Genomic DNA, 22,265 nt, shown 5'->3' with positions numbered 1-22,265 from the left:
TTTCGCAGGGACCCATACGCCGCGGCCCATCAATGGGGCGATCGGCTCGACATCTCGCATGAACATGACCGCCGGTGGTTATGGGCCCCTGCTCCCGTGCGCAATAGGCAGGGGCGACGGAGGCGAGAGTTCAGGCCTCGCGCACCACGGTCTTCAGATAATTATACGCCTTGATGATCTCGATCAGGCGATCCTCGGTGGAGCGGTCGCCGCCGTTGGCGTCGGGATGGTGCTGTTTGACCAGCGCCTTGTACTTCGCCTTGACGTCTTCAAGCGTCGCCCCGGCGCCGAGCCCCATCACCAGCAGCGCCTTGCGCTCGGCGTTCATGACCTTGCGCGTCTCGGGCTTGGGCTCCGCGCCGCCTGGTCCCGGGCGCCAACGGCCGCGGCCGTTGAGTTCGGAGAACACGTGGAACGGATCGGAGGCGGCATCGAGACCGCTCTCCTTCTTGCCGTTGTTGGCACCCATCTTCCAGGTCGGACGGTGGCCGGTCAGCGCATCCTTCTGGTAGCGCGCGACGTCGTCAGGATTCATGCCCTGGAAGAAATTGTAGGACTGGTTGTACTCGCGGACGTGATCGAGGCAGAAGTGCCAATACTCGCGCGAATTCTCGCGGCCCTTCGGAGCGCGATGCGCGCCCTTGTTCTGGCAACCCGCCCACTCGCAGGCAACCGCCTGCTCGCCGGCTTGCGCCTGGCGCTTCGCACTCACCTTGGTCGGCTTGATGCGAATGGAGTCGAAGAATTTAGATGAATCGATGGCCATGTTCTCTTTGACTACGCAATGCACAATTCTTCAAGTCTTGACATTGCGCAGACCTCGTTTCCCGCTTGCACCATTGACGAAAAGCTGTCGCGGACCTAACTCCGCCGCCATGAGCACCAAAGACGCTATCATAAACAAGTTGCGTGAAGCTTTCTTGCCGGAAAGCCTCGACGTCGTCGACGAGTCACATCTGCATGAGGGCCACGCCGGCCACAGGCCAGGCGGGGAGACGCACTTCCGGGTATATATTGTGTCGCCGGCCTTCGAAGGGAAGAGCCGGATCGAACGCCATCGCATGATAAATGCGACGCTGGCGCAGGAACTCGCCGGCTCGGTGCATGCGCTCGCGATCCACGCGCACGGCCCCGGGGAAAAGCCGCGCTAGTCCGCGCTTGCCGCAAGACGAAGCGGCGGTTTTCCGTTATGAGAATAGTACCTCCGGCGATGGACCTGCTCCACGTGGGCAGGCGAACGAGCTTTCGCATCCGCCACGCTTGATATGGGGCCGTTGATGATCCCTTGCTGGCCACGTTTCCGGTCGATTGTCACCGCCGCCGGCCTGCTCCTGATCTGCGCGATGCGCCCGTCGGCGGCGCTGGATATGCCGAGCCCTTTCGTCCAGGAGGTGCTGATCAAGAGCGTCCTGGTATCGCTCAACGATGCGGTGGCCGCGAACAATTTCACCGTGTTCCATGCCAAGATCTCAAAGCCGTTCCGCGACCAGTTTCCGCCCGACAAGCTACGGACCATCTTCAAGGATCTGGTCGACAAGCACGCCGTGTTCGACGCCGTGGTCGCCAAGCCGATCGTGCTCGATGAGGACGCCAAGATCGACGACAAGGGCGTGTTGCGGCTGAAGGGCCATTTCGACACCACGCCCAAGCAGGTGAAGTATCAGCTCGGCTTCATCCCCTCCGACGGCGCGTGGAAGCTGTCGGGCATCTCGATCGATATCGAGTAGCTTCCGGCAGACCACCAGTCCCGTCATCCTGAGGAGCGCCACCGGGTCCGCGCAAAGCGCGGCCCGATGGCAGGCTCAGCGCGTCTCGAAGGATGCCCGGCCCGGCTAGTGGCCGTCGACCCTTCGAGACGCCGCTTCACGGCTCCTCCAGCGACAACGGCGAAGCCGTTGCGCGGGGGTGACGGTACCAGGAGGCAAGCCAGCTCCAACTAGAACGCCGTCCCTGCCCGCTTCGGCTTCTTCTCCTCCAGCTCGGCCTCGCGCGGCACCGCGACGATGCGCAGCGCGGTGATGCGGTTGCGCTCGCGGCGGAGCACGCGGAAGCGGAAGCCGTGGAAGGTGAAGCTCTGGCCGCGCTCCGGGATCGAGCGCGCCTCGTGGATCACGAGGCCGGCGACCGTGGTCGCTTCCTCGTCCGGCAGGTGCCAGTCCATCGCGCGGTTGAGATCGCGGATCGGCACCGAGCCGTCGACCACGACCGAGCCGTCCGGCTGCGCACGCACACCGGCGACGACGACGTCATGCTCGTCGGAGATGTCGCCGACGATCTCCTCCAGAATGTCCTCCAGCGTCACCATGCCTTCGACCTCGCCGTACTCGTCGACCACCAGGGCGAAGTGGGTCTTGCGGCGGCGGAACGCCTTGAGCTGCTCGGAGACCGGACGCATCTCCGGCACGAACCAGGGCGGCAGCGCGATCGCGGAGGCGTCGATCGCGGACATGTCGCCCTCATTGGCGCGCATCGCGCGCAGCAGGTCCTTGGCATGCAGCACGCCGACGATGTTCTCCGGCTTCTCCCGCCACAGCGGGATGCGGGTGTATTCGCTGGCCAGCACCTCGCGCACCAGCTCCTCGGGCGGCAGGTCGGCGTTGACCATGGTCATCTCGGTGCGATGGACCATCACGTCGGAGACCTGAAGCTCGCTGAGGTCCAGCAACCCGCCGAGCATGTCGCGGTCCTGCTTCTCGACCTTGCCCTCGTGATGCAACAGATCGACCGCGCCGCGCAGACGCTCGGTCGGCGACAGGATGGCCTGATAGGCACCGATCTTGATGCCGAGCAGCCGCAGCAAGGCCCGGACGATGGCTTCGATGACGGTCAGGAGCGGACCGAGCACGAACACGGTCAGCCGCATCGGCCGCGCCACCAGGAGCGACACCCGGTCCGGCGCATTGATGGCGACGGTCTTGGGCAGCACCTCCGCGAAGATCACCACCAGGACCGTCATGACGCCGGTGGCATAAAGCACGCCGACATCGCCGAACCAGGCGGTGAAGATACCGGTCGCGAGCGCGGAGGCACCGATATTGGCGATGTTGTTGCCGAGCAGCAGGGCGCCGATCATCCGCTCGCGCATCGCGATCAGGCTGGACACGACGGTCGCCTCGCCGTTGCCCTGCTTCGACAGGCGCAGCATGCTGGCGCGCGAGGCGCCGGTCAGCGCCGTCTCACTCGCCGAGAAGAACGCGGAGACGAGCAGACAGAGCAGCACGATCGAGAAGGTCAACCATCCCACTGAAATGATCCGTGGCTTTAGGCCTTGAGCTTGGCTTGCAGGAAGTCGCGCACCAGCTGTGGCTCGACATTGTTGGCAATCACGGCGCGGCCGACCGCCTCAAGCAGGATGAAGGTGAGCTTGCCGCGCTTGACCTTCTTGTCCTGCGCCATCAGCGCCAGCAGTGCGTCGGCATCGGCGAGGCCTTCCTGCGTGAAGCCTGCGATGTCCTGCAGGCGTGTCGGCAATCCTACCGCGGAAAGATGACGCGCGATGCGGGCCGCATCGTCGGACGAAATCATGCCGAGCTGCGCCGAGAATTCCGCGGCCAGCACCATGCCGACCGAGACGCCCTCGCCGTGGAACAGGCGATCCGAGAAGCCGGTCGCGGCTTCCAGCGCATGGCCGAAAGTGTGACCGAGATTGAGCAGCGCGCGCTCGCCGGTCTCGCGCTCGTCGCGTGAAACGACGCCGGCCTTGGCACGACAGGAGGTTGCGATCGCATGCTCGCGCCCGGTGCCGCCCGCGAAGATGTCGGCGTGGTTCTTCTCGAGCCAGGCGAAGAAAGCCTCATCGCCGAGAATTCCGTATTTCGCGACTTCGGCGTAGCCGGCGCGGAACTGGCGCGGCGACAGCGTGTCGAGCACCGAGGTATCGGCGATGACCAGCACCGGCTGGTGGAATGCGCCGATCAGATTCTTGCCCTGCGGCGAGTTGATGCCGGTCTTGCCGCCGACGGAGGAATCGACCTGCGCCAGCAGCGAGGTCGGCACCTGCACGAAATCGACGCCGCGACGCAGGATCGCGGCCGCGAAGCCGGCGAGGTCGCCGACCACGCCGCCGCCGAGTGCGATCACCAGGTCGTTGCGCTCGATCTTCGCCGCGATCAGCGCTTCGCTGACCTGCGTCAGCGTGGCGTAGCTCTTCGAGCCCTCGCCTTCCTCGACAACGATCCGCGAGGTCGGCACGCCTGCGGCCGCGAGCGACGCCTCGGCCGGCTCCAGCCAGTGCCTGGCGACCGTGCGGTCGGTGACGATGGCGGTCCGAACGCCGGGTCGCAGCGCCGCGACACGCTCTCCCAGGGACTGCAGCACGTCGCGGCCGATGACGATGTCATAGGCGCGGTCGCCGAGTGCGACATCGACGGTAACGGAGGCGGAGTGTTTCAGGGGCGCAGTCATGAGGTCGCGTTCAATCCATCATTAGGTGGTTCGCCGGCCGGACGCACGCCGCACAGATGCGCATGCAGGGCCTCGAGGCATTCGTCGACGATGCGGTCGTGCGGCACGTCACGCGAGGCGATCGTCAGATCGGCGTTCTGGTAGACCGGCTCGCGCTCGCTGAGCAGCCGGTTGACGGTCGCCTCGGGGTCGGCGGTCTGCAGCAGCGGACGATCGGCGCGGCGGCGGACCCGCCGCATGATGATATCACTGTCGGCCTTGAGCCAGATCGAGATCGCGCGGTCGCGGATCCGGTTGCGAGTCTCCTCGCGCATGAAGGCGCCGCCGCCGGTCGCCAGCACGACCGGGCCATTGTCGAGGATGCGGGCGATCACCCGTGCCTCGCCGTCGCGAAAATAAGGCTCGCCGTGGGTCTCGAAAATCTCCGGGATGGTCATGACCGCCGCGGTCTCGATCTCGGTATCGGCATCGGTGAACGGCAGCTTGAGCCGCGCCGCCATCCGCCGGCCGATGGTCGACTTGCCGGCTCCCATCATGCCGACCAGCACGATCGACCGCGTCCCCAGCGCGGCCGCGATATCGGCCTCCAGGGTCGGGTTGGCTTGTGCCGGGACGGCTGCGTCGGACATCAAAAAGCTCGGATATTGGGACGAATTGTTCAGAATTCGAGCCACCTATACTACCCCCGGCGATACCGTTACCAGCGACTCTTGCAACCGCGCGGGGAACATGTTGGATGATTTCATTGGTTAATTCGCCGCCCGAGTCGCCTCCATGCCCAGCCTGTTCCGCTTCCTGACGGTCGTCGCCGTGATTTTCGGGATCGGCTACGGCATCGTCTTCGCGCTGGCGAATTTCGTGCACCCGAAACCGCGGGAAATGACCGTGACCATCCCGCCGGATAAGTTCCTCAAGAAATAGGCGCTATGATTCTGGCATGCCCGCTGCAGCCAAGATTCCCGCCAAGCCTCCCATCAAGTCCTCCGACGCCAAGCTGACCGCGTTGTTCCTCGACATGCTCGCCGCGGAACAGGGCGCAGGCCGCAACACGCTCGACGCCTACCGGCGCGACCTGACGGATTTCTCCGACTACCTCGCCCATGCCGGCGCCGATTTCACCAGCGTCGACACCGAGGCACTGCGCGGCTACCTCGCCGACCTCGATAGCCGGGGCTTCAAGTCGACAAGCGTAGCGCGGCGGCTGTCGGCGATGCGGCATCTCTACCGTTTCCTGCTCAACGAGCGGGTCCGCGGCGACGATCCGGCCGCAATCCTGTCCGGCCCGAAGCGCGGCCGCGGCCTGCCCAAGGTGCTGTCGATCCAGGATGTCGACCGCATGCTGACCCGCGCCAAGGAGCTGACCCAGACCGACGTCTCGCCGGCGCAGCGGTTGCGCGCGCTGCGGCTGTATTGCCTGCTCGAGGTGCTCTACGCCACCGGCCTGCGCGTCTCCGAGTTGGTGTCGCTGCCGGTCACCGCGGCGCGGCGCGATGCGCGGATGATCGTGGTGCGCGGCAAGGGCAACAAAGAGCGGCTGGTGCCGCTGAACGAGGCCTCGCGCCAGGCGATGGCGGACTATCTCGCGGCGATGGAAATCATGCAGCCGAAGGCGAAGAAGGCAGCAGCGTCGAAATGGCTGTTTCCCTCCTCCGGCGAGAGCGGCCATCTGACCCGGCAGCATTTCGCGCGCGACCTGAAGGAGCTCGCGAGCGCCTCCGGCCTGGCGCCACGGCTGGTCTCCCCGCACGTGCTGCGCCACGCCTTCGCCAGCCATCTGCTGCACAATGGCGCGGACCTGCGCATCGTGCAGACCCTGCTCGGCCACACTGATATCTCGACCACCCAGATCTACACCCATGTGGTCGAGGAGCGGCTGAAAAGCCTGGTCCGCGACCTGCATCCGCTGGCGGAGAAGTAAGTCCGGCGCCTGCTGGACATCGATACCGTCACCTGATCCGCCTTGACTTCCGCTTCGTCTCCGCGGAAAGAGCGTCACCTGCCTGCGATCCCGAAGCGTGCATTCCGCCAGAATGCGCGTTAACCAATTGAAGTTACAAAACTTCTCTTCTCTACGCCAAAACCGCTTCGCCCCTCGCACCGTTCCTCCCTATATTGAGTTGATGCCCGACCCGATGCGCAGCTATCTCGACTTCGAAAAACCCGTCGCCGAGCTTGAATCCAAGATCGACGAGTTGCGCACGCTTGCCGCAAGCGGCAGCGACATCGGCGACGAGGTCGCTCGGATCGAGGACAAGGCGGCGCAGGCGCTCACCGACCTCTATGCCAATCTGACGCCCTGGCAGAAGACGCTGGTGGCGCGGCATCCGCAGCGGCCGCACTTCACCGATTTCGTCAACGGCCTGATCACCGAGTTCACGCCGATGGCCGGCGACCGCAAATTCGCCGACGACGAGGCACTGGTCGGCGGCTTCGGCCGTTTCCGCGGCGAGAGCATCTGCGTGGTCGGCCAGGAGAAGGGCGCCACCACCGAGAGCCGCATCAAGCATAATTTCGGTATGGCGCGGCCCGAAGGCTACCGCAAGGCGGTGCGCCTGATGGAGATGGCCGACCGCTTCGGCATCCCCGTGCTGTCGATCGTCGATTCCGCCGGCGCCTATCCCGGCATCGGCGCCGAGGAACGCGGCCAGGCCGAGGCGATCGCGCGCTCAACGGACGCCTGCCTGTCGCTCGGCGTGCCCAATGTCGCGATCGTCACCGGCGAAGGCATGTCGGGCGGCGCCATCGCCATCACCACGGCGAACCGCGTGCTGATGATGGAGCACGCGATCTACAGCGTGATCTCGCCGGAGGCGGCGTCCTCGATCCTGTGGCGCGACGGCACCAAGGCGCAGGAAGCCGCCAACAGCATGAAGATCACCGCCCAGGACATGCTGCGCTTCGGCGTGATCGACCAGATCCTGAAGGAGCCCTCCGGCGGCGCTCATCGCGACCCCGCCGCGATGATCACGACCACGGGCGACGCCATCGCCCAGGCGCTCAACGACCTACGAAATCTTGATCCGGACGCGATTCGCAAACAGCGGCGCCAGAAGTTCCTGGATATCGGCCGCAAGCTGGGCTGAGGCGCCCAAGCGGCTGGATTTTTCGCCGAAATCGACCGATTTTGCCGTAATTGAGCCCCGAGCCGGGTCTTTAACGTTCCTTGAACCATGCCTGCTACCGTGAAGGCTGTCAGCCCCGGTTCAGGTTGCGAGCAGGGGTGGTCGAAGGCTAATATTTTACACAATGGCTTCAGGGCATATTCGCCGTGTTGGGGTCGCGAAAATCGCCCGGTGGGTGTGGAGCTCGGACTTGACTCATCGCACGCTCGTACGCGCGCTTCTGACCTCGGCGGTCCTCGCCGCGGGCGTCATGCTCGCCGGCTGTGACAGCGACCAGATCTCGCTCGCGCAGAACGCCAAGGCCAACCAGCCGGTCCCGCCAAAGCTCGTCGCTGCCATGGTCGAGAAGGACATGGACATGCAGTCGCCGATCCTGGTGCGGCTGTTCAAGCAGGAAGCCGAGCTCGAGGTCTGGAAGCAGACCCGCTCCGGCCAGTTCGCACTGCTCAAGACCTATCCGATCTGCCGCTGGTCGGGCGATCTCGGCCCGAAGGTCCGCGAAGGCGACCGTCAGGCGCCCGAAGGATTCTACTCGATCAACCCGAGCCAGATGAATCCGCAGTCGGCCTACTATCTCTCATTCAACACCGGCTATCCCAACGCCTTCGACAAGTCGCTCGGCCGCACCGGTTCGGAGCTGATGGTGCATGGCGACTGCTCGTCGCGCGGCTGTTACGCGATGACCGACGAGCAGATCGCGGAAATCTACTCGCTCGGCCGCGAGTCCTTCTTCGGCGGCCAGAAGGCGTTCCAGTTTCAGGCCTATCCGTTCCGGATGACGGCGGTGAACTTGGCCAAGCACCGCAACAATCCGAACATGCCTTTCTGGAAAATGATCAAGCAAGGCAACGATCATTTCGAGGTGACGAAGCAGGAGCCCAAGGTCGACTTCTGCGAGAAGAAGTACGTCTTCGATGCGGCGAAGCCGGCGGACGCCGTGCGCGATCCGGTGTTCAATGCATCGGCGAAGTGCCCGGCCTATGTAATCCCCGAGGAGATCGCGAGCGCCGTTCGCGAGAAGGAGCAGCGCGACGACGCCGAGATGGCCAAATTGGCCGCCAAGGGCACGCCCGTTGCGCGCCTCAACTCCGGCATCGACGGCGGCATGAACGCGATCTTCGCCTCCAAGATTCCGGAAGGAAACACCGGTCTGTCCGAAGGCGGCGACAGCCAGGCGCTGGCATCGATGTCGCTCGCGCGTGCCCCCGGCACGATCCCCGGAACGGTCAATCCGCCGCGGCCCAATCTCGCGGTCCAGCAGGAAGAACCTGTCGTGGCGACGACGTCGTCGACCCCGCCGGCCAGCACCCGGGTTGCTTCGGCGAACGCGTCCGACAAATCCGAAGGCTTCTTCTCCAGCTTCGCGCGCAAGGTCGGCATCGGCGGCACCGCCGACGCCAGCAAGACGGCCACGCCAACTCAGGCTCCGGCCGCTGCCGCACCGGCCAAGCCGAAGGTCGCCGAAGCCAAGCCGCAATCGGTGGTTCGCGTCGCACCGAAGGCGGAGCCGAAGCAGGCCGCGAGGCCCGCGCCGAAGCCGGCGGTGACCAACACCGCAGCTGCCGCCGCACCGGCCGCGACATCGTCGGCGTCGACCCAACTCGCCGGCTCCGCGCCTGTCGTGCAGACCAACTCGTTCGATACCCGCTTCTCGGCAGTGAAGTAAGCGCGGCGCGTCCGCGCCGCGGCGCTGGTCGTTTCCGATAGGCATCTCAAACAGCACACGGTGTGGTCCCTGCGCAAGCAGGGACGACATCCTCCGCGGCGGAGATTGGGAGCGGGACTCGTCATTCCAGCGAGGCGCATAATTCACGCTTGTGGTTATGGGTCCCTGCTCCCGTGCGCAATTGCGCAATAGGCAGGGACGACACCGAGTGTGTTGCGCGGCCCGTCGATCATACGTCCGCATTCTCGCGACATGAATCGTCCGAACTTTGCTCCTAGTCTCGCCCCCGCCTCAAACAGAGGACGCAGGGAAAACCGGGAGATTGCCATGGACGATCACACCGTGCGGATGGCGCTGCAGCGCCATTGGGAAGCGTCGGACGCGAGCGATTTCGAGCGCGAGCATGAGATCTACGCCGAGGATGCCGTGCTCGATTATCCGCAGTCGGGCGAACGGATCCGCGGTCGGCGCAACATTCAGGACAGCCGCACGGTGCAGCCGAACAAGAAGCGCTTCACGATCCAGCGCATGATCGGCGGCGGCGATCTCTGGATCACCGAATACATCCTCACCTATGACGACAGGCCGTCCTACGTGGTGAGCATCATGGAATTCCGCGACGGGCTGGTCGCCCACGAAACGCAGTATTTCGCCGAACGATTCGACCCTTCGCCTTCACGGGCACACCTCGTCGGACGCATTGACGGAACGTCGCCGCGCTAGACGACAGGGAGCTGCTGCCGCGACCGGCAAGCGACGGCTACATTCCGTGGCTTTCGAAAACCTTCTTGCAGCTTCGGCTCAGACTGGCACGATTCGTCTGAAGACAGTTCTGCACGGCGCCGTCATTGCCGAGGTCCTTGCGGCAGAAGCGCTGCGCATCGCGCGAGCACGCGGATTGTTCCGACTTGGTGCCGGCATGCTGGGCCAGCGCGGCACCGCTGCTCATCACGACAACGGTAAAAAGGGCTGCAATCGAAAAATAGCGCATCTATGAATTCCTCCCGCGGCCCAACGGCAGCGAGGGCTCTTCGTTCCCAACGGAACCCAGGATTCTAGGGCGCCAGATAGCGCAGCAGTTCCGGATCGCTCCGCACCTTACCCGCCTCGCCCTGCAGCGCGACGCGGCCGCGGTCCAGCACATAGGCGTATTCGGCGACGCGCAGCGCGAGGTCGAGATGCTGCTCGACAATCACGACCGCGATGCTCTTGGCAAGCTCGATCAGCCGCTCGGTGATCTCCTCGATCACGCCGATCCAGACCCCTTCGGTCGGCTCATCCAGCAGCAGCAGCTTCGGATTGCCGAGCATGGCGCGGCCGATCGCCAGCATCTTGCGCTCGCCGCCGGACAGCGTGCCGGCCGGCTGGTCGAGGCGCTGGCCGAGTTTCGGGAATATCTCCAGCACGCGATCGACCGCGCCGGCATCCGAATTGGACAGCGAGCCGACCGCGAGGTTGTCGCGCACCGACAGGCGGGCGAACACCGAATGCTCCTGCGGCACGTAACCGATGCCGGATCGTACCCGTTCCTCGGTGCGGCGGCGGGTGATGTCGCGACCGTCGAAGAACAATTCGCCTTGCGAGCTTGCGAGCTCGCCGACGATGGTTTTCATCAGCGTGGTCTTGCCGGCGCCGTTGCGGCCGAGCACGGCAACGCCGCCGCGCCAGGGAATGCCGATGTTGACATCGAACAGGACCTGGCTGCGGCCATAACCGGCATCGAGATGCCTTATATCGAGGAAGGTTTGCTCAGGCACGGCGAAGATAAATCTCCTGGACGTTCTTGTTGGCCTGGATTTCCGCAACCGTACCCGAGGCCAGCACCTTGCCTTGGTCGAGCACGGTGAGGCGGTCGCAGATGTCGCGGATGAAATCGAGATCGTGCTCGACGATGACGAGCGAGCAATGCTGCTTGATCGGCTGCAACAGCTCGCCGGTGACGCGGCGCTCCTCGAGGCTCATGCCGCCGGTCGGCTCGTCCAGCAGCAATAGCCGCGGCTTGCCGGCAAGCGCCATCGCGATCTCGAGCCATTGCTGCTGGCCGTGCGACAGCGCCGCTGCGGCGTCATACGCGCGATCGGCGAGACGGAACTGGGTCAGCATCGTCATCACCTGATCGTGCAGCCTGTTGCGGGTGCGCGAGAGCACCAGATCGAACAGCGAGGACTGCGCCTGCAATGCCAGCAGGATGTTGTCGTACAGCGTCAGCGTCGGCAGCACCGAGGTGATCTGGAATTTCAGGCTCATGCCGGCGCGGGCGCGCTCGGTCGGCGAGAACGCCGTGATGTCGGTGTTGATGAAGGAGACCTTGCCCGTGGTCGGCACCTCGGCGCCGGCGACGCATTTCATCAGCGTGCTCTTGCCCGATCCGTTCGGGCCGATCAGGCCGTGAAACTCGTTCTCGCCGACGGTCAGCGCCGCACCGTCAAGCGCGGTGAGCTTGCCGAACACCTTGCTGATCCCTGAGGCCTCAAGGAGCGGCATTGCCGGCCTCCTTTTTTGGTGCCTTGCCTGGCTCCTTGCCGAAGCTACCGACCCGCTCGCGCTCGCCGAGCACGAAGGAGATCAGCCCGAGCGGGCGGAACATGATGACGAGCAGCAGCAGCACGCCGAGGATGATCGGCCAGACATCGCGGTAATTGTCCGACAGCCAGAAGCTGACGCCCTCGATGATGACGGTGCCGATCACTGCGCCGATCAGCGTGCCGGAGCCGCCGAACAAGACGTAGAGCACGACCTGGGTCGAAAACACGACGCCCAGCATGTTGGGCCAGACGAACCCTTCGTGGAAGGCATAAAGGCTGCCGGCGAGGCCGGCGATGGTGCCGCCGATCGCGAACACGATCGCCTTCAGGTGCTGCGCCTTGTAGCCGAAGAAGGCGATGCGCTGCTCGTTCTCGCGCAGGCCCGCGAGCGCCAGGCCGAATTGTGAACGCACCAGGAAGCGGCAGAGCAGATAGGTGACCACGAGGATGCCGAGCACCATGTAGTAGTAGACCGGCCCTTCCTCGAACTCGTAACTGCCGAGCGTGAGCGGCGGGATCGACGGGATGCCGTTCTGGCCGCCGAGATAGTACCAGCCGCGCGCCAGCCGGTCCGCGGCATAGGAACCGGTGAGGGTGCCGAGCGAGACGAAGATCACGCTCGAGGGATAGCGCCCGAGCAGGAGAAAACCGCCGAGCAACAACGCCGCGGTGAGGCCGATCAAGGTGCCGGCCGGCAGGATCAGCAGGATCGAGGTGACGTTGAGATCGCGCGCCATCAGCGCCACGCCGTAGCCGGCGGCGCCGAAGAACAGCGCCTGGCCGAAACTCATGATGCCGGCATAGCCCCACACCAGGTCGAACGACAGCGCAAACAGCGCGAGGATCACCACACGGGTGGCGAACACCGTGAGATAATCCTGCAGAACCCATGGCAGGACCAGTGCGATCAAGAGCACCAGCCCTTCCACGATCGGCAGGACCTTCCATCCTGCCGACGTCCGTCCCGCCGGCGCGCTTGCGGCCGGTGCACCCTCACCCGTCACGACATCCGGTCCCTCGCCGATGCGTGCGACGGCCTCTCTTGCTCCACCCATCGACTGCTCAGCACTCCTTGGGATCGACGAGACCGGCACTGCGCGCCACGATCTCATAGTTCCCGCCTTTGGCAACAGCGGTGTACATCTTCATCTTGCAGTGGCGCTTGCCCGGAACCATTTCGGCAGGCCCGCCGGGCCCTTCGGCGATCTTGGCGTGGTCGAGCGCGGCCGCGACCGAGTCGCGGTCGACCTTGCCGGCCTCCTTGACCGCGGCTTCCCACAGCTTGAGGCCGCGATAGGTTCCGGTGGCGGCGCTGCCGGCCGCGAACAGGAAGTTGCCGGGAAAATCCTTCTCATAGGCCGCCTGGATCTTGGCGTTGAACGGATCCTCCTTGGTCAGCACCTTGAAGTAGTCGAGGCAGCTCGCGAGCCCCTCGATCTCGTTGGCCTGATTGATGTTGAGCGTGTTCTCGTCATAGTAGACGCATGCGAGCCGACCGCCGCTCTTGAGGAAGCCGGCTTCATAGAGTTGCTTGAAGAACGGGCCGACGCCCGGCGGGATCACGGTGTTGAAGACGACGTCGACCTTGTTGGAGATGATGCGGTTGACGGTGGACGAGAAGTCGACCTGATCGAGCGGGTAATACTCTTCGAACACGACCTCGCCGCCATTGGCCTCGATCACCTTGCGGGCGTAGACGTTGAGCGTGTGCGGCCAGACATAGTTGGCGCTCGGCAGCGCGAACTTCTTGCCGCCGTTCTTGATCAGCCAGGGAATAAACTCGTCGCATTGCTGCGCCGGCGTCGGCCCGGTGCAGAACAGATAGGGCGTGCACTCCTTGCCCTCGTAGAGCTGCGGATAGATGTAGAGCGTCTTGCCGCGCGCCACGATCGGGTCCTTGATCGCGTTGCGCATCGAGGAGGTGATGCCGCCCAGCACCATGTCGACCTTGTCGCGCTGGATCAGCTTGCGGACGTTGCCGACCGCGACCGATTCGTTCGAGGCGGTGTCCTCGATATAGAGCTCGAGCGGCCGGCCGAGCAGGCCGCCGCCGGCGTTGATCTCCTTGATCACCATCTTGGCGACGTTGGCGTCGGCGTTGCCGGCATAGGCGATCGGGCCGGTCAGGTCGGTCGCGATGCCCACCTTGATCGGGCCCTCGGCGGCGTTGGCCCAATCGGGCCTGACCACCCAGCTTCCCACCCCGGTGGCGAGCGCGCCGGTCGCGAAGGCGAAATTGCTCATGAAGCGGCGGCGCGTGAGATTGGTGCGATCGAACATCAGACTAAACCCCTTTTCCCGATATGAGGCCCTGCGGGCGGAATTTGATGAAGGCAATGGCAAGCACGAAGACGAGGACGTCGGCGACGACGGGCGACATGACCCACGGCAGGGCCGCGCTGAGCGTGCCGATCACACCGGCACCGGCGACCGGACCGATGAAGGAGCCGACCCCGCCGACCATCACGGCGACGAAGCCCTGGATCAGGAAGCGGATGCCGAGATCGGCAAACAGGCTGAACACCGGCACGATCAGCGCGCCGGCAAGCCCGGCCAGCGCCGCGCCGAACGCGAAGGTCGCGCCGTAGATCAAGGGCGTCGAGATACCCGACGCGCGCGCCAGCGCCGGGTTTTCCAGCGTGGCACGGACCCGAAGCCCGAAAGAGGTGCGCGACAGCAGCAGATAGCAGCCGCCCATCACCAAGAGCGTGATCACGATGATGGTGAAGCGCCAGGCCGAGATGTGGACCGAGCCGAGGTCGATCGAACCACCGATCGGCTCCGGCACCGTGAGATAGAAGCCGCCGATCAGGCCGCGCACGCTTTCGCGGATGATCAGCCCGAGCGCATAGGTACCGAGCATCGCCACGATCGGCGCGGCGTAGAAGCGCCTGATGATCAGTGCCTCCAGCACAAAGCCGATCGCGCCGACTACGACGGGCGCCGCGACCATGCCGGCCCAGACCGGCGCGCCATGGGCGTAGGCCAGATAGGTGACGTAGGCTCCGAGCAGGACGAATTCGCCCTGCGCGAAGTTGAAGATGCCCATCATGCTGGCGATGATGCCGAGCCCGAGCACGACCAGCACGATGATCGCGCCGAAGCTCACAATCTCGAACACCGCGGCGAAGGTGCTAGCCATGGTGTTCGATCCATCGACCTTGTGTCTGCGACAAGCGGCGCCTCACATCTTCTTCCAGTCGCCCGCCTGCTCGAAAGCATGCGCGGCGCGGTAGATGGTGGTTTCCTCGAACATCCGGCCGACCAGCATCAGGCCGACCGGGAGACCGTCGACCATGCCGCAGGGCAGCGACATCGCCGGGTGATGGGTGATGTCGAACGGCGCGGTGTTCGAGATCATCTCCAGCGCACGGGCGACGTATTCCTCGCGGCTGGCGTTGGCTTCGGGCAACTTCGTCGCCTTCATCGGCGTGGTCGGCATCAGCAGCAGATCGTAATCCTTGAAGGCCTTGTCGTAGGCCGCGGTCAGCCGGCGGGAGATGTTGAGCGCCTTGCCGTAGAAGCGCGGACCGAAATTGTTGTTGATGTAGGTGCCGAGCAGCATGAACAGCTTGGTGGTCTCGGACAGCGAGTCCGCCTGCCGGCGCCAGCCGCGATGGTGATCCATCAGCGAGGTGGAATAGAGGTCGCCGCGGCTGAGCCCATAGCCGTCGCCGAACATCATGGTCTGGGTCAGGCCTTCGGTGCCGATCGGGGTCCAGATCGCGCCGCCGAGCATGTGCATCGGGATCGATACCGTCTCGACGCTGGCGCCGAGATCCTTGAAGCGCTTGGCCGCCTCGTGCACGCTCTCATTCACGGCGGCTTCCGCGGTCGGCTGCTCGAAGCCTTCCTTGAGGATGCCGATCTTCATGCCCTTGACGCCCTTGCCCAGCGCCTTGGTGTAGTCCTCGACCTTCGGCGCCTTGATGCGGGGGTCATAACCGTCATCGCCGGCGAGCACTTCGAGCAGCAGCGCATTGTCTTCCACCGTCGCGGTCATCGGACCGGTGTGGTCGACGTAGATCTCGATCGGCATGATGCCGGTGTAAGGCACGAGACCCCAGGTCGGCTTCATGCCGTAGGTACCGCAGAACGAGGACGGCATGCGGATCGAGCCGCCCTGATCGCCGCCGATCGCCATGTCGACCTCGCCGAGCGCGACCACGACGCCGGAGCCCGACGACGAGCCGCCGGCCGAGTAGCCCATCTTGTGCGGATTGTGCACCGCGCCGTAAGAGTTGGTGTGGCTGCCGCCGGACAGGCAGAAGTGTTCGCAATGCACCTTGCCGGCGATCTCGGCGCCGGCATCCAGCATCCGCGTGACGATGGTGGCGTCGAAATCGGGAATGTAGCCTTCCAGCGTCGACGAGCCGTTGGTCATCGGCACGCCGGCCAGCATGATGTTGTCCTTCAGCGCGACCGTCTTGCCCTTGAGCTTGCCGGAGGCTGCGCCCTTCACCGTCGACTTGCGGTACCAGGCGTTGTGCTTGTTGTCTTCCGGCGCCGGGCGATAGCCGGGCGTGCGCGGATATTTCACTTCGGGCAGCTCGTCCGGCATCGCGGCGACGAGGTTGTAGGCATCGATCGAGCCCTGCATCAGGCCGCGGAACGAGGCCACGTCCTCTTCGGTGAGTGACAGGCCGCACTGCTCGGCGACGGCACGAAGTTGCGTTGGCGTGGGAAGGACGACAGTCACGGCGCTCTCCTGAAGCTTTTGATCTTTGGATTTGATTCCTGGATCGGATCCCTGGACGCAGGGCAGCGAGCTGCGCGTTGCTCCGCGCGAACCGCTCACCCCGTTGCCGTATTGAAAACGGAAATATTTTCCTTTTCAAGTATTATTTCGCAAAACCTTCCGACGAGGCTGTCGCCGCTCGCTCAGATCGTCTTGATCACCCTGAAGTCGAGGCCGTCGGCTTCGGCAAGATACATCGGCATCCTGGCATGGCCGCTGCGCACCGTGACCGGACCGCGCGGACTGCGATAGACGAGGTTGTCGGCTGCCGCGAGCAGCGGCCGCGTGTCCAGCGTGCCGGCCCGGTTGGCGGCCGCCTCCAGCAGGCAGAAGCCTTCATAGGCGCCCTCGCCGCATGACCCGATCGGCGGCGCGAACGGACCGAACATCGCGCGATAGCGGTCCCTGAAATCGTCGCCATCGCGTGAGCCGACAGAAGGGAAATAGCCGGAGGCGCAGAACAGGTTCTCGGTCTTGTCGGCGCCGATGCCGAGCAGCGAGGTTTCGTCGAAACAGCCGGCAAGGCGCAGCGTGCTGGGGGCGAGCCCTGCATCGGCGAAGGCGCGGTTGAAGGTCACGCTGTCGGTGCCGATCAGCGAGATTAGCACGACGTCGGGCTTCGCCGCGCGGATCCGCTCCAGATGTACCTCGTGATCGTCCTCGCCGACCGGCACGAACTCCTCGCCGACCACGAGGCCGCCGGTCTCCTTGATGTAGCGCTTCACCGCGCGGTGCGACTGCCATGGCCAGACATAGTCGCTGCCGATCAGGTACCAGCGCGAGGCGCGCTTGGCCTCGGCCATCCAGTGGATCGACGGCCGCATCTGCCAGCGCGGCGTCTCGCCGATCGCGATCACGCCCGGCGTCCGTTCGCCGCCCTCATAGACCGGCGTGTAGATGTAGGGGATCCTGCTGCGGGTGATCAGGTTACGCAGCGCGACGCGCACCGCGCTGGTGTGCATGCCCATGACGAGATCGACGTCGTTGGACGCGATCGCCTGCTCGGCGCGGTCGCGCACGCCCTCGATCGGCCCGCCGGCGTCATAGACCGAGAACTCGATCTCGCGGCCGAGGATGCCGCCGCGGCGGTTGATGTCGGCGACCGCGAGCTGCGCGCTCGAGGTCGCGGCCGGCCCCCACATCCCGGGCGAACCGGAGCAACAGACGAAGCCGGCGATCCGCAGCCGGTTGCGCGCGCCGCGCGGTCCGAAGCCGCCACGATCCATCGGCGCAAGCACGCGATCCGACGTCGCCGACGCCAGGTTCCTGAACAGCAGGGACGGCGGGAATGGAAGGTTTCTTGCCGTGACGTTGCGCGTCGAATGCACACCTGCTCCTGTCTGGCACCGGCACGCCGCCCCACGGCATCGCCCCCGCGGGCGACGGTGCCACGCTAGATCGTCTTGATCACATTGAAGTCGAGACCGTCGGCTTCGGCAAGATAGATCGGCATTTCGGCGCGGCCGTCGCGAATGGTCACGGTGCCGCGCGCGCCGGCATAGACGACGTTGCGCGCCGCGGCCGACAACGGCCCCATCGACAGCGAGCGGGCCCGATTGGCCGCCGCTTCGAGGAAGCGCATCCCCTCATAATTGGACTGCCCGACCGAGCCGATCGGCGGCGCATGCGCCCCGAACATCGCGCGATAGCTGGTCTGGAACTCGTCATTGGCGCGGGAATCGACGCAGCCGAAATAGCCGGAAGCGCAGAACAGGTTCTCCGTCGCGTCAGGCCCGATGCCGAGCAGCACGGTCTCGTCCATCGCGCCCGCGTAACGCAGCGTGCCGGCGGCAAGCCCGGCCTCGGCGAAGGCGCGGTTGAAGGTGATGCTGTCGGTGCCGATCAGGGTGATCAGCACGACGTCGGGCTTGGCGGCGCGGATCCGCGCCAGATGCGGCTCGTGATCGTCCTCGCCGAGCGGGACGAACTCCTCGCCGACCACCTGGCCGCCGGCCTCCTTGATGTAGCGCTTCACCGCGCGGTGCGATTGCCAGGGCCACACATAGTCGCTGCCGATCAAATACCAGCGCTGTGCCTTCTTGGCTTCGGTGAGCCAGTGGATCGCCGGGCGGCTTTCGGCGCTCGGCGTCTCGCCGATCGCCATCACGCCGGGCGTGCGCTCGCCGCCCTCATAGACCGGCGTGTAGACATAGGGGATGCGGCCGCTCGTGACCTTGCGCAGCGCGAGGCGGACCGCCGAGATATGCGAGCCCATGATCACGTCGATCTCGTCGAAGGCGATCGCCTGCTCGGCGCGGCGCACGACCTCGTCGATCGGACCGCCGGCGTCGTACATCGACAACTCGACCTCACGGCCGCGGATGCCGCCGCCCCGGTTGATCTCGGCGACCGCGAGCATGACGCTGTTGGCGGAGATCGGCCCCCAGATGCCGGGCGCGCCGGAGAAGGTGATGAAATTGCCGATCCGAAGCTTGCTGTCGGTGCCGCCACGGCGCAATGAGCCCGGCTTGACGGTCAAAGCGAGATCGGCCGCGCAGGACGACGGATTTCGAAACAGGTGCGGCGGCGCGACGGGCATGCCGCCATACGCCTGGAAAGAGTCCGTCGAGAGCACGCCAACTCCTGTCTGGGAAGCAGTACGCAACGCAGCCAGCGGGCGGTCGCGGCATCCGCCCTTTGGTTGGGGGAATATCCTAGGGGAAAATATTGAATATTCAACAATTGAAGTGCATATAGAAATGGCATGCGTTGCCGGACATTCATTCACCGGGTCAGGAACCAGGTCTCACGCCGTGGCTAAACCGCCGAAAGAAAATTCCCCGATCACCGAACACCTCACCTACCTGCTCGCGCAAGCCAACCGGGAGATCAACCGGCAGTTGGAGACGCGGCTGGCCAAGGAAGGCGTGCCGGTCGAGCAGTGGCGCATCCTGAAAGTGCTGTCCGACGGCAACGGCCACTCGATGGGCGAGCTTGCGGATGCTGTGCTGCTCAACCATCCGACGCTGACCAAGATGATCGACCGCATGGTGTCGGACGCACTGGTCTATCGCGTGCAGGACCCCAAGGATCGCCGCAAGGTGCTGATGTTCGTCTCCGACCGCGGCAAGGCGCTGTGCCGGCGCCTGAACTCGCTGGCGGTGAGCCAGGAAGAGCACATCGTCGAGAGCTATGGCGACAAGTCGACCACCGAGCTCAAGCGCCTGCTGGAAAGCCTGATCGGCAGCGCCAACTGAGGCCGCTTCTGGTCGCGTTCACTTGAGATAGGTGCGCACGACGTCGATCAGATCAGCGGCACCTTGGGCCTTTGCGGGGTCCTTCTCATGCGCGGGATCGACGACGTGATGACGGATATGCTCCTCGAGCAGTTCGGCCGTCAGTCCGTTCACGGCACCGCGCACCGAGGCGACGAGCATCAGGACGTCGGCACAGCCGAGCTCGGATTCGAGCGCGCGTTCGACCGCCTCGACCTGCCCCTTGATGCGCCGGATGCGGCCGACGAGCTTCGACTTGTTCTTGATCGTGTGCGACATGACGATCTAATATAGGGGGGTACCCTATATCGAGCAAGCGGCAAAAGGCCGGCCGAAATGATGTCGATGAAGCCGATATGCCGCAGCGGCGCCCTCCTGATCGTGCCGATGTTATGGGCGCAATCGGCCGGCGCGCACGGCATCGCCGGCAACCGCTATTTCGCCGGCACCATGACCATCGACGATCCGGCCGTCGCCGACGAACTCATCCTGCCGAACTTCAACTATCTCGGTTCCCCCGCGCAGGGCAGCGACGTCGTCGAGAATCGCATCAACGGGGCCTTTGCCCGGCTGCTCACGCCGAGCCTCGCTTTCACCGTCGACAGTTCGTGGGTCCATCAGAGCTGGCCGACCGGCCGCACATCGGGCTTCGACAAGACCAATATCGGCCTCAAATACGAGGCCTATCGCGACAACCGCCACGAGATGCTGGTCTCGATTGGCCTCGCCTGGGGCATTGGTCATTCCGGCGCGGTCGCGATCGGCGCTGATGCGCCCGATACGATTCAACCCGGCATCTTCTTCGGCAAGGGGTTTGGCGATCTCCCGGATTCGCTGTCGTGGATGCGGCCATTCGCCGTCACGGCCGCGGTCGTCGACGAAGTTCCGATCGGCTCCGGCGGCATGGCCCTGGCGCCCAATCCGGTCACCGGCCGGTTCGACACCGTTCTCTCCCCTGCCGTCGAGACGCTGCACTGGGGCTTTTCGGTCCAGTACAGCACCCTCTATCTGACCAAGCGCTTCGACGGCGGGCCGCCCAAGGATGAACCGTTGAATCAGCTGGTTCCGCTGGTCGAATTCAGGTTCGACAGCCCCCGCGGCCAGGCGACGGCGGCGACCGCGAACCCGGGCTTTGCCTATGTCGCCGTGACCTGGCAGGTGGCGGCCGAGGCGATCATCCCGCTCAACCGCGCCGGAGGGACCGGACCGGGCTTCCGGGCCCAATTGCTGCTTTTCCTCGACGACCTCGTGCCCTCGCTGTTCGGCAAGCCACTCCTCACCGACCGGCCCGCACACAGTCAGATCGCGTGGTAGCGCCTTAGGGCCTTGCCGCGGACCACAGAAAAACCGACCGGCCAATGTCGGAGGATCGCTTGCCGGTTCGTCCTCAGGAGCGAACGCCGCGAACGGACCCCTGCCCGCCCTGGGCCCGCCCGCGGTATCGCCTTTGCGCTCCGGCGCGAAGGTCCGTCCCCTCCCGGTCAACAAGGACTCCGCCCATGACTTCGATCACGCCGTTCCTTTGGCTCGACAACAACGTCCGCGATGCCGTCGCCTTCTACAAATCGGTGTTCCCGAACGCCGAGATCGAGACCGTCAGCGACTTCATGGCGAGCTTCGAGCTCGAGGGGCAGCGGTTCTATGCGCTCAATGGCGGGCCGCAGCACAAGTTCAACGAGGCGGTGTCGTTCTTCCTCAGCGTCGAGACCCAGGAGCAGGTAGATTATTTCTGGGGCAAGCTCACCGATGGCGGCCAGGAATCGCGCTGCGGCTGGCTGAAGGACCGCTTCGGCCTGTCCTGGCAGGTGATCCCGACAGCACTGAGCCGCTATCTCAGCGACCCCGACCGCAAGGCGGCCGACCGCGTCATGCAGGCGATGCTGAAGATGCAGAAGATCGTGATCGCCGATCTCGACAAGGCTTACGCCGGCTGAACGGCGATGCGCCTGCGACGGGCGGGCCAATGGTCCGCCGCGTCGCGATCGCGTCTTCTCAGGTGAGACCAGGCTCGCGTTTGCGATGCGGAATGTAGCAAGGTCAGCGCAACGATCTTGTCGGCACGCGAAATTTCCAAGAAGCTGGGTGGCGATACTTCGCGCTGTTTCCAGGGAGGCACGATTTCCATGAAGGCGATCATCGGAATTGCTTTGGCTGCAATGCTGGTCACGTCGGCAAGCGCACAGGACTCACCGTTTCGAAAAGAGCTGAAGCGTGGCGACCTGACCGGGACGAACATGGAAGTCGTCACGAGCATCAGCGAGTTGAAGCCCGGTGACATCTCAACACTGCACATCCATCACGGCGATGAATCCTATTACTTCCTCGAGGGTGGGACCATCGAATTGCCTGATGGAAAGCAGCTGCCCGTTCCGACCGGTGCCGTTGGCTTCAACGTACGGAATACGCCACACGGCGCCTACAAGGTCGTCGGCGACAAGACGATCAAGCTGCTGACCGTCCATATTGTCGACAAGGGCAAGCCGCTTTACGACACCCCGAAATAACCGACGGCCATCGGACGAAGAGCAGGCGCGATGAATTGCGCACGTCTGCTCCGCACGCCCGACTCATTGCACTCGCAGCTTACGTGTACCT

At 64.8% G+C, this 22,265-nt stretch carries 25 protein-coding genes; 11 read left to right on the top strand and 14 right to left on the bottom strand.

The genetic code is table 11. The annotated features are described in order from the left end of the window. Positions 1–130 precede the first annotated feature (130 nt). Positions 131–766, bottom strand: a complete 636-nt coding sequence (locus H8A95_RS20960) for a J domain-containing protein (RefSeq protein WP_163155671.1) — start codon at positions 764–766, stop codon at positions 131–133. Between the two features lie 109 nt (positions 767–875). On the opposite strand from H8A95_RS20960, the gene H8A95_RS20955 reads away from it, so the two are divergent. Together H8A95_RS20955 and H8A95_RS20950 are read left to right on the top strand one after the other, a co-directional pair. Then, the gene (locus tag H8A95_RS20955) at positions 876–1,151 is read left to right on the top strand and encodes a BolA family protein (RefSeq protein WP_028338206.1); all 276 of its coding nucleotides are present in this window, start codon (positions 876–878) and stop codon (positions 1,149–1,151) included. A 126-nt stretch (positions 1,152–1,277) separates the two neighbouring features. Beyond that, entirely contained in the window at positions 1,278–1,727 is a 450-nt protein-coding gene (locus H8A95_RS20950; RefSeq protein WP_229184809.1) for a hypothetical protein, read from the top strand. Positions 1,728–1,936: 209 nt separating this feature from the next. Here H8A95_RS20950 and H8A95_RS20945 read toward each other — a convergent pair whose 3' ends face one another. From H8A95_RS20945 to H8A95_RS20935, 3 genes are read right to left on the bottom strand one after another with little or no spacing between them, the layout of a single operon-like run. Then, a complete protein-coding gene (locus H8A95_RS20945) occupies positions 1,937–3,244 on the bottom strand; it encodes an HlyC/CorC family transporter (RefSeq protein ID WP_229184808.1) in 1,308 nt (435 codons plus the stop codon). A gap of 17 nt (positions 3,245–3,261) precedes the next feature. After that, entirely contained in the window at positions 3,262–4,404 is a 1,143-nt protein-coding gene (gene aroB, locus H8A95_RS20940) for a 3-dehydroquinate synthase (protein ID WP_229184807.1), read from the bottom strand. Continuing rightward, the gene (locus tag H8A95_RS20935; RefSeq protein WP_229184806.1) at positions 4,401–5,033 is read right to left on the bottom strand and encodes a shikimate kinase; all 633 of its coding nucleotides are present in this window, start codon (positions 5,031–5,033) and stop codon (positions 4,401–4,403) included. Before H8A95_RS20935 ends, aroB begins: the two co-directional genes overlap by 4 nt. A gap of 145 nt (positions 5,034–5,178) precedes the next feature. Here H8A95_RS20935 and H8A95_RS20930 point away from each other — a divergent pair, with 145 nt between their 5' ends. The 5 genes from H8A95_RS20930 to H8A95_RS20910 all read left to right on the top strand — a co-directional run bounded on the left by H8A95_RS20930 (position 5,179) and on the right by H8A95_RS20910 (position 9,915). Beyond that, a complete protein-coding gene (locus H8A95_RS20930; RefSeq protein ID WP_016843561.1) occupies positions 5,179–5,325 on the top strand; it encodes a hypothetical protein in 147 nt (48 codons plus the stop codon). A 16-nt stretch (positions 5,326–5,341) separates the two neighbouring features. After that, entirely contained in the window at positions 5,342–6,322 is a 981-nt protein-coding gene (gene xerD, locus H8A95_RS20925; RefSeq protein ID WP_229184805.1) for a site-specific tyrosine recombinase XerD, read from the top strand. A 202-nt stretch (positions 6,323–6,524) separates the two neighbouring features. Next, positions 6,525–7,487, top strand: a complete 963-nt coding sequence (locus H8A95_RS20920; protein WP_229184804.1) for an acetyl-CoA carboxylase carboxyltransferase subunit alpha — start codon at positions 6,525–6,527, stop codon at positions 7,485–7,487. 229 nt (positions 7,488–7,716) lie between these two features. After that, on the top strand, positions 7,717–9,192 hold the full coding sequence (locus H8A95_RS20915; protein ID WP_229184803.1) for a L,D-transpeptidase family protein: 1,476 nt from the start codon (positions 7,717–7,719) through the stop codon (positions 9,190–9,192). Positions 9,193–9,519: 327 nt separating this feature from the next. Further along, entirely contained in the window at positions 9,520–9,915 is a 396-nt protein-coding gene (locus H8A95_RS20910; RefSeq protein ID WP_229184802.1) for a nuclear transport factor 2 family protein, read from the top strand. A gap of 37 nt (positions 9,916–9,952) precedes the next feature. Here the strand turns inward: H8A95_RS20910 and H8A95_RS20905 are convergent, their stop codons facing one another. The 9 genes from H8A95_RS20905 to H8A95_RS20865 form a co-directional block, all read right to left on the bottom strand. Next, on the bottom strand, positions 9,953–10,183 hold the full coding sequence (locus tag H8A95_RS20905; protein WP_229184801.1) for a cysteine rich repeat-containing protein: 231 nt from the start codon (positions 10,181–10,183) through the stop codon (positions 9,953–9,955). Positions 10,184–10,247: 64 nt separating this feature from the next. Further along, a complete protein-coding gene (locus H8A95_RS20900; RefSeq protein WP_229184800.1) occupies positions 10,248–10,949 on the bottom strand; it encodes a branched-chain amino acid ABC transporter ATP-binding protein in 702 nt (233 codons plus the stop codon). Then, entirely contained in the window at positions 10,942–11,676 is a 735-nt protein-coding gene (locus H8A95_RS20895; RefSeq protein ID WP_229184799.1) for an ABC transporter ATP-binding protein, read from the bottom strand. The genes H8A95_RS20900 and H8A95_RS20895 overlap by 8 nt, the downstream gene beginning before the upstream one ends. Next, positions 11,663–12,772 (bottom strand): branched-chain amino acid ABC transporter permease, encoded by a 1,110-nt coding sequence (locus H8A95_RS20890; RefSeq protein WP_229184798.1) that lies wholly within the window; start codon positions 12,770–12,772, stop codon positions 11,663–11,665. Before H8A95_RS20890 ends, H8A95_RS20895 begins: the two co-directional genes overlap by 14 nt. Before the next feature lie 7 nt (positions 12,773–12,779). Continuing rightward, positions 12,780–13,997, bottom strand: a complete 1,218-nt coding sequence (locus H8A95_RS20885; RefSeq protein WP_229184797.1) for a substrate-binding protein — start codon at positions 13,995–13,997, stop codon at positions 12,780–12,782. Positions 13,998–14,001: 4 nt separating this feature from the next. Further along, on the bottom strand, positions 14,002–14,859 hold the full coding sequence (locus H8A95_RS20880) for a branched-chain amino acid ABC transporter permease (RefSeq protein ID WP_229184796.1): 858 nt from the start codon (positions 14,857–14,859) through the stop codon (positions 14,002–14,004). Positions 14,860–14,901: 42 nt separating this feature from the next. After that, positions 14,902–16,416 (bottom strand): amidase, encoded by a 1,515-nt coding sequence (locus H8A95_RS20875; protein WP_229184795.1) that lies wholly within the window; start codon positions 16,414–16,416, stop codon positions 14,902–14,904. Between the two features lie 182 nt (positions 16,417–16,598). After that, complete coding sequence (locus H8A95_RS20870) at positions 16,599–17,783, bottom strand: substrate-binding domain-containing protein (protein WP_229184794.1); 1,185 nt, start codon at positions 17,781–17,783, stop codon at positions 16,599–16,601. Between the two features lie 65 nt (positions 17,784–17,848). Next, positions 17,849–18,994, bottom strand: coding sequence for a substrate-binding domain-containing protein (locus H8A95_RS20865; RefSeq protein ID WP_233287144.1), 1,146 nt, complete (start codon positions 18,992–18,994; stop codon positions 17,849–17,851). 214 nt (positions 18,995–19,208) lie between these two features. On the opposite strand from H8A95_RS20865, the gene H8A95_RS20860 reads away from it, so the two are divergent. Further along, positions 19,209–19,652 carry a MarR family winged helix-turn-helix transcriptional regulator gene (locus tag H8A95_RS20860; RefSeq protein WP_038387042.1) on the top strand — a complete coding sequence of 148 codons (444 nt, stop codon included), beginning with the start codon at positions 19,209–19,211 and terminating at the stop codon, positions 19,650–19,652. A gap of 18 nt (positions 19,653–19,670) precedes the next feature. Here H8A95_RS20860 and H8A95_RS20855 read toward each other — a convergent pair whose 3' ends face one another. Continuing rightward, positions 19,671–19,949, bottom strand: a complete 279-nt coding sequence (locus H8A95_RS20855; protein WP_229184792.1) for a metal/formaldehyde-sensitive transcriptional repressor — start codon at positions 19,947–19,949, stop codon at positions 19,671–19,673. Between the two features lie 171 nt (positions 19,950–20,120). Here H8A95_RS20855 and H8A95_RS20850 point away from each other — a divergent pair, with 171 nt between their 5' ends. The 3 genes from H8A95_RS20850 to H8A95_RS20840 all read left to right on the top strand — a co-directional run bounded on the left by H8A95_RS20850 (position 20,121) and on the right by H8A95_RS20840 (position 22,174). Then, positions 20,121–20,984, top strand: coding sequence for a hypothetical protein (locus H8A95_RS20850; protein ID WP_229184791.1), 864 nt, complete (start codon positions 20,121–20,123; stop codon positions 20,982–20,984). A 185-nt stretch (positions 20,985–21,169) separates the two neighbouring features. Next, entirely contained in the window at positions 21,170–21,604 is a 435-nt protein-coding gene (locus H8A95_RS20845; protein WP_229184790.1) for a VOC family protein, read from the top strand. A 189-nt stretch (positions 21,605–21,793) separates the two neighbouring features. Then, positions 21,794–22,174: a cupin domain-containing protein gene (locus H8A95_RS20840; RefSeq protein WP_229184789.1), complete on the top strand. Its 381-nt coding sequence runs from the start codon at positions 21,794–21,796 to the stop codon at positions 22,172–22,174. Positions 22,175–22,265 lie beyond the last annotated feature (91 nt).

The organism is Bradyrhizobium oropedii (genome assembly GCF_020889685.1).
GTDB lineage: Bacteria > Pseudomonadota > Alphaproteobacteria > Rhizobiales > Xanthobacteraceae > Bradyrhizobium > Bradyrhizobium oropedii.
This window is presented reverse-complemented; position numbering and strand designations above follow the sequence as displayed.